We start from the raw sequence: 12,264 nt of genomic DNA, 5'->3' as shown, positions 1-12,264 counted from the left end.
ATATTAAATTAGGATTTTGCTTATTTCATTAGTCGTTAAGGCTCTACACTCCTTAACGCTTTAATTATAAATCTAAGATAACATATTTTACATTTAATTCTATTAATTTTTGAAAATAACTATTTTGGACTGCGCCTAAGTAACCCAGCCTGCCGCCGGCAGCAGGCTGGTTCAAAACTAAGTAGAGGCTATCTCTAAATGTATAACCTTCTTACATTAATTATGAAGGACGAATAATAATTTTGATAGTAATGCGCTCTAATTCCGGATATTGTTTCTAGACGTTGATTATATAAGGGGAATCTCTATGTTGATAGAAATAAAGGTTTAGCAGAAATATTTTCAGGATAAACTATTAGTAAACCGAAAACAATACCCGCGGCAGCAATCACTGGACAATAGAGCCCGTGCATAAGCCAGAATTAAGACGTTGTCTTGTTCTGGCATTTTTTATTTTATTACCATTAGAAAGGGGTCCTCCATTGAAAAAAAATAAGAGCATTCCTAGAGAAAAAGGATTGGATCATACCCGTGATTTAATTAATGAGGGATTTCATTACCTGCCATCCCGTAGAAAAACTGAATTCCGATCTGTTTGAAACACGGCTGATGGGGCAAAAAGTCGTCTGTATGGCAGGCGAGGAAGCCGCTCGAATTTTCTACGACAACGATAAATTCAAGCGCAAAGGGGCTATGCCAAAGCCTCTAAAGGTATCATTACTAGGGGAAAACGGAGTCCATGAACAGGATGAGGAGATGCACAAACAAAGAAAAAGAATGTTTCTCTCCATGATGACCCCGGACCGGGTCGAGGAAATGAAAAACATCGCGGTACGTACTCTCGATGTTCAAGCTGATAGGTGGGAGCATAAAAACAACGTTACCTTATTCTCAGAAATACAGGAAATCTTAACAAGAGCCGGCTGTGAATGGGCCGGCGTTCCCCTTTACGAAACGGAAGTAAAGCAGCGAACAGATGAGCTTGTGGAAATGATTGATTCATTCGATGGCTCGTTCAAACGAGCCGTCAAAGGAAAAAAAGCCAGGGACAGCAATGAAGAATGGCTGATGGATATTATACAAAGCATTCGTTCCGGAAAATATTCTCCTTCTCCTAATACCCCGGCTTACATTATTGCTCATCACCGGGAACCTGATGGAAAGTATTTAAAAACCCACACAGCAGCAGTAGAATTAAACAATTCTTTCCGTCCTCTTGTCGCCACTGCTAACTTTATTGTGTTTGGCCTTCTTGCTCTTTATGAACATCCGGAAGTGCTGCACAAACTAAAAGAAAGACAGGAATAATTAATAATCATATGTTTTCCCAGGAAGTGCGGCGCTATTACCCCTTTGCCCCTGCCATGGGCGCAAAGGTGAAGCAGAATTTCATCTGGAATGCTACTACTTTAAAAAGAACAGACTCGTCATCCTTGATATATATGGAACGAATCGCCATCCCGGCTTGTGGGAACGCCCCTACGATTTTCTACCGGAACGGTTTGAAAACTGGAAAGGAAGCCCTTTTGCTTTTATACCGCAGGGCGGAGGCGATCATCACACGGGCACGCTGTGCAGGGGAATGGTTGACTGTGATTGTAATGCAATCCTTCTTTGATTATTTTGTAAATCAGCTCACATACGAAGTACCTGATCAGGATCTATCCTATGGTATGAGAACGGATGCCGCCATTTCCTAGAAGCGGGTTTATAGCCGCAGATATAAAGAAAATACAGAAAACGAAAGCGGTGGCGCTTTCTGCTCCGCTCACTCATTAACCCACCCATTCGGCTTTTTTTTTTCTATTAAAACAAATGGAGGAGATACAATGGAACATGCTAAAGCATTGACGTTAAAAGGATCTGCACTTTGGCTGGTACTGTTTTAGTGTTGACGATTATATACAGCATTTCGTTTTTATATGTGATTGGTTTTGCTGTTGTTCTCGGAGTCCTATCTTATCCTCTTGGTGATTTGTTTGTACTTCCGAAAAAGGGAAATATAACAGCTCTGCTGCTTGATGGAATACTCACTTTTGCTGTTATATTTTTAGGATTATTATTGTTTTTAAGTTCTGTTTCTGAAATAGCAATGGCCGCTCTGCTCGTTACTGTTGGAATGTCAGTGGTTGAATATTTTTTTCATATTTATCTCGCTACTCACGTTTTATCTGCCAATAATGCGGTCCGTGTAGACCAATCATAATAAAAAAGAAACCCGCGGGGGGTTTCTTTTTTATGGTTTCAGTACAACTTTTATACATCCGTCTTTCTTTTCATCAAAAATATTATAGGCGTTTTCAGCTTCTTCCAACGGCAGCTTATGCGTGATAATATCCGTAGGGTCAAATACGTTATCTTTAACCATTTGATACAACTCCGGCATATAGTGAATCACAGGTGCCTGGCCGGCTTTTACTGTAATATTCCTGGAAAATATAGAATGCAGCGGATACGCATTGGCCGGGAGCCGTATACCCCGGTGAGATGGATGGTACCGAACTTTTTCACGCAATCCGATGCCATAATAATAGGATCAATCGTGCCAAGCTGGCCTCCTATTGTTTTTATACGATCTTTGATCGTCATGTCTCCATCCATACCTACACAGTCAACAAAACTTCAGTCCACCCTTTGTTATTTCATACAAGTGGCCGTTCATATCTTTATATTCTTTAAAGTTAAATATTTCTACATTATTCGTTTGTTTAGCATGGGCCAGTCTGTAGTCTACATGGTCAACCGCTATCACGCGTTTTGCCCCTTTGTACCATGCGAATTTCTGTACCATCAGTCCGATAGGTCCGCAGCCAAGTACGATTACCGTATCTCCAACCTTTACGTTACTGTTTTCCACACTCCAGTAGGCAGTTGGGACTACATCAGACAAAAACAATACACTTTCATCTTCAAGCTCACTATCTTCCGGCACAATAAAAGAAGAAAAGTCAGCATAAGGAACTCGTAGATATTCAGCCTGACCACCGGGATAGTCCCCAAACATTTTTGAAAAACCTAAATAACCGCCGGTATTTTTGTCAAGATTATGTGAATTTGAGTTGTCACACTGACTTTCCATTTGATGACTGCAAAAAAAGCATTCTCCACAGCTTACATTAAAAGGAACAACTACCCGATCCCCTTTTTTCACTTTTTGCACTCCGGACCCCACTTCTTCTACAATACCCATTGGCTCATGGCCAATAATATAATCCTTCTGCAGTGGAATAGTACTGTGATACATATGCAGATCTGATCCACAGATAGCAGTGGACGTAATTCTCACAATCATATCCGTGTTTTTTTCAATTGAAGGTGCTTCTACATCCTTTACTAATACCTTTCCTTTTCCTTGATTTGTCAGTGCTTTCATTTAGTTCCCCTTTCTCTTCTTCGTTATTTTATTCATTTAATTTATCCGTATTTTCTCTGGTTTCGTCATACTTGGGCTGATCGTCTTCTTCGTCTTTCGGGAAAATCCGGCTTAGTAAGAAGCGGTGGTAAAAAAGTTCAAATATCCCTAAACCTACAGATACGATCGCAAATCCTATATAATATTCCCCGGGTTCTCTTCCCATCCATGAACCAAGGAACCAAAGCAGGAGAAAAACGATTACTGTATCTGCGAGCGCAGTATAAATGTTTTTGATCCTTGGCATGATCGTTAAATCAAAAATATACAAAAATAAAGCAGTTAAAAGAGAAATGGCTGCTGTTTCAGCGATATTAAATTCATTTAAAATAATAAGGAGTACTATTCCTATAAGAAAAACAGTAAATCCAATTTTTATTAATAATGCGATAACGTGATGCAAAAAACCCCTCCTTTTATTTTCATCGCAGTACCCTTTTGACAAGCTGGCCGATTTATAAATTTATTGCATAAAAAAAGCCGAAAAAAGATACATGTCTTTTTTCGGCTTACCCGCCAGCTCTTTTAGTCTCCGAGTTTCCGCCTGAAGTAATGTAAAATATAACAATCTTTTCCCCACTTGGCTGCTATATAAAACAAGAACACATTTATTTTTTATAAGTTGTTTTTTATCTGCGTAATAGCTCCGTTCATTTCATCTGCATTTTTTGTAGGCAGCTGATGGGTGCCGCCCTTTATGCAGATAGTAGAAAGCAAAGGAATGGTCTTTCGGAAATCTTTGACATATTTACGCGTTAATATGTCTGCACTTCCATAGACCACAAATACCGGGCAGGCAATATTTGGGAGGTTCATCCGTCCATCATATTTTTTTCCTTCTTTATACATTTTTTTCATCACAGTTGAACTGCTTTTTTTAATATTAGCTGAAATTCTGTGCTGCTGATCCTTTTTTTTCGTATGGGAAATCGACAGCACTTTTGCTATCACACTGCGCAGATCTTCATAGGAACTCCAGATCCCCAGTTTGAACTTCACAAACAGCAGGAGCGTATTGACGACAGGAAAAGCATTAATAAGCACAAGGGCTTTTACCTTCTCAGGATACTGAAGCGCTGTGATCTGAGCCGGCGTGCCGCCGAGCGAATAACCGCAGAGGATCACATTTCCGCCAAGGTGATCAATCAAATCCGCTGTATCTTCTACCCAATTTTCCAAAGCAGAGGTATGGTTATTCCCGTTTTCGCTTTTTCCATTTCCACGAGGATCAAATGTTACGACACAATAATCGTTCTCAAGCTCCCTCTGCTGTTCAAATACCGGCGCTCCTAAACCAGGGGGGGATATAAACAATAGAAGCGGTCCGCTTCCTCTTTTTTCATAATAAACGTGTGTATCTTTTGTTTTAAAATAAGGCAAATCATTCATCCTCTGTTTTTTGACTGGCTATTATTTCGTTAAAATGAACTGATAGTTCGGTAATGGCGTCGTAAGCTTGGGGATAATGTCCCAATTTCCTTACAAATGCATGATCCATTCCTTTATATTCAATATGCCGTACCGAAAGACCCCGGTCCATCAGCTGAGAAGTAAATTGCTCTCCCTGCAGCCGCAGAAAATCAAATTCGGCTGTAGTAATGAAAACGGGAGGCATTTTTCCTTTATTTTCTCTTAATAAAGGAGAAACTAATGGTATAAGCACGTCTTTCAAATTTTCAAGATAAAGTGTCTGAATAAAATAAAGCGATTCTTTCATTGCTATCAGCTCCGTTCGGATCAATTCCTCATCTTCTGCCATGGAATAATGCTTAATATTCCATGAATTTCGGGAAATATCAGATAAATCCACTAAAGGACAGAATAGTCCGATATAATTAATTTCCCACTCTTCTTTTCTGCTTAAATGCTGAACCCCAAGCGCTAGATTGCCGCCTACGCTGTCTCCAACCAGACCAATCTGGGTTGGATTAATACGAAACCTTTCTGGAAACTCATAAACATGCCGAACCGTTTCCAGGCAGTCGTCCAGACCATCCTGATAAGGATACTCAGGAGCAAGCCGGTACTCTACAGCAATTACTACAGTGTTTGAGGTCTCTGCTAGAAATTTACAGACATTTTCGATTACCTCTTCATCCCTGTCGAAAAAACCACCGCCATGGTAGTAAATCAAAGCCGGTTTACTTGTATTAGTTCTATTGTAGACTCTTAGTTTTAGCGTGTGGTCTTCTAAATAGAGATATTCGATTTCCGCTTTAATATTATGACTCATATCTATATTTTCTATCTTTTTTTGACTACGGATTTCTTCTAAGTCTTTTGTTTCCATAGGACGACGGAGGGAAGGATTAACCTGCTTCAAAAAATCCTTTACTCTTGGATCAAGACCCAATTCTGCTTCTAAAAATGGAATACCTTTCTGTACAGTAGTTACATTATCTTTCTTTTCCTCTTTTCCATTTCCAGATAACCTGGCTGTTAGTTCCTCATGAGTGTATCTGGTACTTTCCTTTCCTCTCATTGTCTTCCCTCTTTCTATTAATTTTCATCATATCTCAATAAACAGGCGCTTATGTAAAAACCTATTTCCCAGCTTTTATCGTTTCAGCCCCATACTCTTTTTTGTCAGTTTATACTTTTTATTCCCCCGCCTATTTTTGTTGTAAACCTATAGATAACGATAAGTATTATCCTTTTTTACAATTTATCAATAGTCAAACTGTTTATTTTTATTATGATGTTTATTTTCCTCTAAAAGCAGGTATCCATAGAAGAGCAGGCATATAATTAACGTATGCATGTCCATAAGCACAATCATCCACCCACCCTACCGACATTTTTATAACCGCCGGCAGCAGTGAGTCAAACATAGAGTTGACCATAAGCCGAAAAGAAGCCCCTGCTTCTTTTCGGCTTTTTTTCGTTACACAAGAGATTTTACGCGGTATACAAACCTCATCTGTGGCTCACGCAGACTACTCGAAAACTCCGGCCGGTATGAATCCTGCCGTTTGAAGCAGTATCAAACGGCGAAGCCCTTAAAGGGTAAAATAACAACAAAGGAGTGCATTACATTATGACTACCGATCGATACCCATCCCGTCACCAGGCCGAGGCGTCCATTACAGAGCGCAAGGATCCGGTGGCTTATCGAAACCCTGACTTTTCCGAAGGACCGCTGACGAAAGCGGACGAGGACTTTTACGACGAAAACGGCTACCTGCTTTTTGAAAACCTGTTTGAGCCCGACGAAATCAAAGCGATGATCCGCGAGCTCAAGCAGACGATGGAGCGCAACCAGGACCGCGACTCGGTCGAAGTGATCAAAGAGCCGGAAAGCAACGATATCCGCACCGTGTTTGAAATTCATAAAGACAGCGGCTTCTTTGAGTCGCTCGCGCAAAACGACCGCATCGTTCAGGCGGCTCAGCAGCTTTTGGGCAGTGAGGTGTACATTACACAGTCGCGCATTAACTTTAAGCCCGGTTTTAAAGGCAAGGAGTTCTACTGGCACTCTGATTTTGAAACGTGGCACGTCGAAGACGGCATGCCCGACATGCGCGCGGTCAGCTGCTCGATTGTGCTGACCGACAACTACGAGTTCAACGGCCCGCTGATGCTCGTGCCGGGCTCGCAGAAATGGTACATTTCCTGCCCCGGTGAGACGCCGAAGGACAACTACAAGTCGTCCCTGCAGAAGCAGGAAAGCGGCGTGCCGGACAACGACAGCATGAGCTGGCTCGTCGACAAAGCCGGTGGCCGCATCGACCGCGCCACCGGCCCGGCCGGCTCCGTGCTGTTCTTTGACTGCAACACCATGCACGGCTCATCCGGGAACATTTCCCCGTATGCGCGCAGCAATGTGTTCTTTGTGTTCAACTCCATCGAAAACAAACTCACCCACCCGTTCTCCGGCCAGTCGCCGCGTCCGGAATTTCTGGCGAACCGCGAGAACGTAAAGCCGATTACACCGGATAAAAGAAAGTTAACTGATATTACGGCTACGACGTCTTCTTCTTCATAACTGTACACAGCGGACAGGCTTAGACCTGTCCGCTGTTTTTTTATCTGCTATTCTTGAGGAACGGTTCATTCACGGTAAAGGAGGGTATCTGTAAGAGGAGAAAACTATCAGCTGAGATGAGGTAAAAACATGAAAATAGGATTAATCGGCATCGGTGATATTGCCAAAAAAGCATATCTGCCGGCGCTTATTCAAGCAAAAGACGTAGATCTTTATTTATGCTCCAGAAATCGGGAGGCTTTAGAAGAAGCCGCCGCCACTTTCCCCGGCTGCAGAACATATACTGATAGAGAAAGCTGGATTGAGAGCGGCATCGAAGCTGCTTTTGTCAGCACAGCGACCGGCGCACATGAGGAGATTGTTGACGAACTGCTCGATCATGGCATTCACGTATACGTGGATAAACCGATTACTTTTTACGGTGAAGCTTCTGAACGACTTCTCGCAAAAGCAAAAGACAATAACCTTATTTTAATGGCGGGCTTTAACCGCCGGTATGCCCCGCCTTACCAGTCACTAAAAGAGGTACCCGAGCCTAACATGATCATTATGCAGAAAAATAGAGACCATCAGGCTGCTGAATACCGCACGTTTATCGTAGAGGACTTTATCCATGTTATTGATACCCTTCTGTATTTATTTCCATATACGATCCAGAACATTCGTATTCGCGGCATGCAGAAGGATGGCCTCGTCCACCACGTGATGCTTGAGCTTGAAGCAGACGAAGGTACCGCCATCGGAATCATGAACCGAAATGCAGGAACGACAGAAGAAACCGTTGAGCTGATGAGCGAAAGCGAAACAAGAGTTGTGCACAATATCAGCGACGTCGTTACCCACCAGAATAAACAAATTAACAAACAGCCTGTGAACGACTGGGAGCCGATGCTGCAAAAACGAGGCTTTTTCGGCATTACTACTGCCTTTATTGAAGCGGTGCGCAAAGGAGCCGCCTCCTACACCGGCTATGAGGCAGATGCCAGGAGACATGCTATTGCGGAACAGATGGTGCAGAAACTCATGCAAGAACAATAATTAAGCCTTCTAATAGACAGGGATTCCCTGTCTGTTTTTACATCTTATCCCGAAAAATTATTTTGCCTCCCTGCTTTCTCATGCTAGTATTTAAATAAATAATCTTTCTTACGCAAAAAATATTTGCATATGTTTAGAAAGTGGGGATATAGGATGACTCTTTCAGAAACAATTTACCAGACATTAATTCAGCACATCGATCTCGGTATCCATATAGTAGATGATACGGGGAAAACGGTTATCTATAACGAAAAGATGGCACAGATTGAAAATATGAACAGTCGTGATGTGCTGTACCGCAATATTGCTGATGTGTTTGCTTTTAATGAGGGACATGGCAGCACCCTCGAGCAGGCGTGGCGTAATGGCACAGAATCCCATAAACCCCGCCAGACGTACTTAAATAACCAGGGAGTTGAGATTACTACAGTCAACCACACCTTCCCTGTCCGGGAAGGAGGACGAATTATCGGGGCAGTTGAAATAGCCAAGGATATTACAAAGCTGGAACGGATTCTTCAGGAAAACCGCAGTCAAAGCAGCCGGAAATACACGTTTCAGCATATTATTGGCAGCAGCCGCGAGCTTATGGAAGCAGTAGAATTTGCAAGGCGGGCCACCCGCACTGCTTCCTCTGTCTTAATTATTGGGGAAACGGGCACAGGGAAGGAAATTTTCGCCCAGAGCATTCATAACGAAAGCAGCCGGGCTGCTAAGCCATTTATCAGCCAGAACTGCGTAGCACTGCCGGACAGCCTGATTGAAAGTATACTGTTTGGTACAAGCAAAGGGGCGTTCACCGGTGCTTCTGACAGGCCGGGTCTGTTTGAACAGGCCGAAGGCGGTACGCTCCTGCTCGATGAGCTGAACTCATTAAGCCCGCACCTGCAGGCCAAACTGCTGCGCGTACTCCAGGAACGTACCATCCGAAGGATAGGCGGTACGAAAGATGTGGAAGTGGATATCCGCATTATCGCTACAATGAATGAAGATCCCGTTGAGGCAATTACCGAAAATCGGCTGCGCAAGGATTTATATTACCGCCTCGGTGTGGTTACCCTCTTTATTCCGCCTCTGCAGGAGCGTAAAGATGATATTGCGCCCCTTGCCGAATTTTTTACAGCAAAATATAACCGCTTATTCCAGCTGCATGTAACAGGACTGACGCCGGCAGTGGAGCGTTTGTTTCAGGAACACAACTGGCCGGGAAATGTCCGCGAGCTCGAGCATGTCATTGAAGGCGCCATGAACGTAATCGAAACTGAAGAATTAATAGATACGAAACACCTCCCTTTTCCCTTCCGAAACCGTCCTGTTCCGGATCATACTCCGGCAATTTCTACCGCAAAACAGCACGATCCTGCAGTTATTTCTCCCATCGAAGGGTCTCCCGGACTGCATGAATATTTATTTCAGGCTGAAAAGCAGTATGTAAAGCAGATTCTTGAAGAAAATAACTACAATATTAAACAGGCCGCGGGCATACTCGGCCTCAGCCGCCAGAGCCTGCAGTACCGTTTGAAAAAACTCGGCATCCAGAAAATATTAGTGTAATGAAAAGCAGAACGGATGCTGTCCGTTCTGTTTTTTTAAATTATTTATATCAGCATAAAGTTGGCACGAAGATTGCATTACTATATAAGAGAATCATACATACGTTTAAGGAGGACAACCATGAAATATATTAGTATTCTGGGCGCTTCCATGGATCTGGGTCAGCAGCGGCGCGGGGTTGATATGGGACCAAGTGCGATCCGCTATGCCGGTGTCGTAGAACGGCTGCAGAACCTGGGCCATCAGGTTACAGATCTGGGCGACCTGGCGCCTCCGCTTTCTGCAAGCAACGATTTCGAGTCCGAAAGCCTTCGGAATTTAAGCCAGGTTGTTGAGGTGAATACACGACTGGCAAAAGAAATAGATGATATTATCACCTCCGGCAGCTTTCCTCTAACGCTTGGAGGAGATCACAGTATCGCCATCGGCTCGGTTGCCGGCGTTTCCGGTCATTATAAAAATCCAGGAGTGATATGGTATGATGCCCACGCCGATCTGAATACGAGCAGTACTTCCCCTTCCGGCAATATTCATGGCATGCCGCTGGCTGCGGCACTCGGCCTTGGCGAAGAACAGCTCAGCCATATCGGCGGAAGCGAGCCGAAGCTCCGTGCGGAAAATATCGTTATTTTTGGCGCCCGTGCGCTCGATGATGGAGAAAAGCAGTTAATCAAACAGCTCGGCATCAAAGTATATACGATGCATGAAATTGACCGTCACGGTATGAGTGCGATGATGGCGGAAGCTATCGCTTATCTTAAGGAAAAAACAGACGGTGTTCACCTCAGTCTCGATCTGGACGCGCTTGATCCTCAGCATGCACCCGGTGTCGGCACCCCCGTCGTCGGCGGGCTCAGCTACCGGGAAAGCCATCTGGCAATGGAAATGCTTGCCGAGGCAGAGATCATCACGTCCGCTGACTTTGTGGAAGTTAATCCTATATTGGATGAAAAAAACCGCACGGCCAAAGCCGCGGTAGATCTAATCGGCTCCCTTTTCGGTGAAAAGCTCTGCTAGACAGAAGGCCGCTGGTCGCAGGAAAACTATAAATATAAAGGAGAGAGCACAATGACAGCATCTATTTCCACCACTTCTATCATTGAACAGACCGAACAATACGGCGCCCATAATTATAAGCCGCTTCCGATTGTTATTACCAAAGCTAAAGGAGTATGGGTTGAGGATCCGGAGGGAAACCGCTACATTGATATGCTGAGCGCATATTCTGCTGTGAACCAGGGCCACTGCCATCCTAAAATTATCCGTGCCCTGCAGGAGCAGGCAGAAAAAAGTAACCCTTACCTCACGCGCCTTTCACAGTGAGCCGCTCGCTCCGTTTTACGAAAAAGTAGCAGCGTTAACGCACAAAGATATGATTCTGCCGATGAATACGGGAGCAGAAGCTGTAGAGACCGCCATCAAGGCCGTTCGCCGCTGGGGTTATGAAAAAAAAGGGATTGAACAGGACCGTGCAGAAATCATTGCATGTACCGATAATTTTCACGGGAGGACAATGACTGCCGTCTCGTTATCCTCCGAAAAAGAAAATAAGCAGGCGTTTGGACCGGTACTGGCGGGCATTAAGTTAATTCCTTACGGAGACGCCGAGGCACTGCGGGAAGCTATCACACCGCAGACCGCCGCTTTCCTTGTGGAGCCAATTCAAGGAGAGGCCGGTATTGTCATTCCCCCGGAAGGGTTTTTAAAAGAAGCCTATGCGATCTGCCGGGAACAGAATGTCCTGTTTGTTGCAGATGAAATTCAGTCCGGACTTGGGCGGACTGGCAGAACCTTTGCCTGCGACTGGGAAGATGTCGTGCCTGACATGTATATTCTTGGTAAAGCGCTCGGAGGCGGGGTCTTCCCAATTTCCTGCGTTGCGGCCAATCACGATATCCTCGGCGTGTTTACCCCAGGTTCCCATGGCTCTACGTTCGGCGGCAATCCGCTCGCCTGCGCTGTATCCATTGCCTCTCTCGAGGTACTGGAAGAGAAAAACTCGCAGAGCGGTCGCTCGAGCTTGGTACGTATTTTAAAAACAAGCTGAGCGCCATCCAGAACCCGATTATTAAAGAAGTACGCGGCCGCGGCCTTTTTATCGGTCTGGAGCTGACCGTACCTGCACGCGAATATGTGAGAAACTAAAAGAAAAAGGCCTCTTGTGCAAAGAAACCCATGAAACGGTGATCCGCTTTGCCCCCGCCGCTCGTGATTAAGCAGGAGGACCTGGACTGGGCGATTTCCCGGATTGAAGACGTCTTTACTACAAACTAAG

At 44.3% G+C, this 12,264-nt stretch carries 10 protein-coding genes and 2 pseudogenes; 8 read left to right on the top strand and 4 right to left on the bottom strand.

Annotated features, from left to right (window positions below; genetic code table 11):
• The first annotated feature begins 543 nt into the window (after nt 1-543).
• The 3 genes from MMY81_RS07855 (at nt 544) to MMY81_RS07845 (ending at nt 2,206) form a co-directional block, all read left to right on the top strand.
• Nucleotides 544-1,308, top strand: a complete 765-nt coding sequence (locus MMY81_RS07855) for a cytochrome P450 family protein (RefSeq protein ID WP_252312362.1) — start codon at nt 544-546, stop codon at nt 1,306-1,308.
• An 85-nt stretch (nt 1,309-1,393) separates the two neighbouring features.
• The gene (locus tag MMY81_RS07850) at nt 1,394-1,618 is read left to right on the top strand and encodes a cytochrome P450 (protein ID WP_274622832.1); all 225 of its coding nucleotides are present in this window, start codon (nt 1,394-1,396) and stop codon (nt 1,616-1,618) included.
• Between the two features lie 228 nt (nt 1,619-1,846).
• The gene (locus MMY81_RS07845) at nt 1,847-2,206 is read left to right on the top strand and encodes a DUF2512 family protein (protein WP_308215276.1); all 360 of its coding nucleotides are present in this window, start codon (nt 1,847-1,849) and stop codon (nt 2,204-2,206) included.
• Nucleotides 2,207-2,236: 30 nt separating this feature from the next.
• Here the strand turns inward: MMY81_RS07845 and MMY81_RS07840 are convergent.
• The 4 genes and pseudogenes from MMY81_RS07840 to MMY81_RS07825 all read right to left on the bottom strand — a co-directional run bounded on the left by MMY81_RS07840 (nt 2,237) and on the right by MMY81_RS07825 (nt 5,894).
• A pseudogene (locus MMY81_RS07840) lies at nt 2,237-3,373 on the bottom strand (alcohol dehydrogenase catalytic domain-containing protein).
• Between the two features lie 28 nt (nt 3,374-3,401).
• A complete protein-coding gene (locus MMY81_RS07835; protein ID WP_252312360.1) occupies nt 3,402-3,815 on the bottom strand; it encodes a DUF2512 family protein in 414 nt (137 codons plus the stop codon).
• A gap of 212 nt (nt 3,816-4,027) precedes the next feature.
• A complete protein-coding gene (locus MMY81_RS07830; protein ID WP_252312359.1) occupies nt 4,028-4,792 on the bottom strand; it encodes an alpha/beta fold hydrolase in 765 nt (254 codons plus the stop codon).
• Between the two features lies 1 nt (nt 4,793).
• Complete coding sequence (locus tag MMY81_RS07825) at nt 4,794-5,894, bottom strand: alpha/beta hydrolase (protein ID WP_252312358.1); 1,101 nt, start codon at nt 5,892-5,894, stop codon at nt 4,794-4,796.
• A 555-nt stretch (nt 5,895-6,449) separates the two neighbouring features.
• On the opposite strand from MMY81_RS07825, the gene thpD reads away from it, so the two are divergent.
• The 5 genes and pseudogenes from thpD to MMY81_RS07800 all read left to right on the top strand — a co-directional run bounded on the left by thpD (nt 6,450) and on the right by MMY81_RS07800 (nt 12,263).
• Nucleotides 6,450-7,397, top strand: coding sequence for an ectoine hydroxylase (gene thpD, locus MMY81_RS07820; protein WP_252312357.1), 948 nt, complete (start codon nt 6,450-6,452; stop codon nt 7,395-7,397).
• A gap of 129 nt (nt 7,398-7,526) precedes the next feature.
• Nucleotides 7,527-8,435, top strand: a complete 909-nt coding sequence (locus MMY81_RS07815) for a Gfo/Idh/MocA family protein (protein ID WP_252312356.1) — start codon at nt 7,527-7,529, stop codon at nt 8,433-8,435.
• A 153-nt stretch (nt 8,436-8,588) separates the two neighbouring features.
• Nucleotides 8,589-9,989 carry a sigma-54 interaction domain-containing protein gene (locus MMY81_RS07810; protein WP_252312355.1) on the top strand — a complete coding sequence of 467 codons (1,401 nt, stop codon included), beginning with the start codon at nt 8,589-8,591 and terminating at the stop codon, nt 9,987-9,989.
• Nucleotides 9,990-10,109: 120 nt separating this feature from the next.
• The gene (gene rocF, locus MMY81_RS07805) at nt 10,110-11,006 is read left to right on the top strand and encodes an arginase (RefSeq protein WP_252312354.1); all 897 of its coding nucleotides are present in this window, start codon (nt 10,110-10,112) and stop codon (nt 11,004-11,006) included.
• 51 nt (nt 11,007-11,057) lie between these two features.
• A pseudogene (locus MMY81_RS07800) lies at nt 11,058-12,263 on the top strand (ornithine--oxo-acid transaminase).
• Nucleotide 12,264: the final 1 nt, after the last annotated feature.

This window comes from Sinobaca sp. H24, assembly GCF_023845525.1.
This window is presented reverse-complemented; position numbering and strand designations above follow the sequence as displayed.

What these genes read in the sequence shown, in the direction of transcription:
- MMY81_RS07825 (WP_252312358.1), bottom strand. Translation starts at nt 5,894, where the DNA reads ATGAGAGGAAAGGAAAGTACCAGATACACTCATGAGGAACTAACAGCC.
- thpD (WP_252312357.1), top strand. Translation starts at nt 6,450, where the DNA reads ATGACTACCGATCGATACCCATCCCGTCACCAGGCCGAGGCGTCCATT.
- rocF (WP_252312354.1), top strand. Translation starts at nt 10,110, where the DNA reads ATGAAATATATTAGTATTCTGGGCGCTTCCATGGATCTGGGTCAGCAG.
- MMY81_RS07810 (WP_252312355.1), top strand. Translation starts at nt 8,589, where the DNA reads ATGACTCTTTCAGAAACAATTTACCAGACATTAATTCAGCACATCGAT.
- MMY81_RS07855 (WP_252312362.1), top strand. Translation starts at nt 544, where the DNA reads ATGAGGGATTTCATTACCTGCCATCCCGTAGAAAAACTGAATTCCGAT.
- MMY81_RS07815 (WP_252312356.1), top strand. Translation starts at nt 7,527, where the DNA reads ATGAAAATAGGATTAATCGGCATCGGTGATATTGCCAAAAAAGCATAT.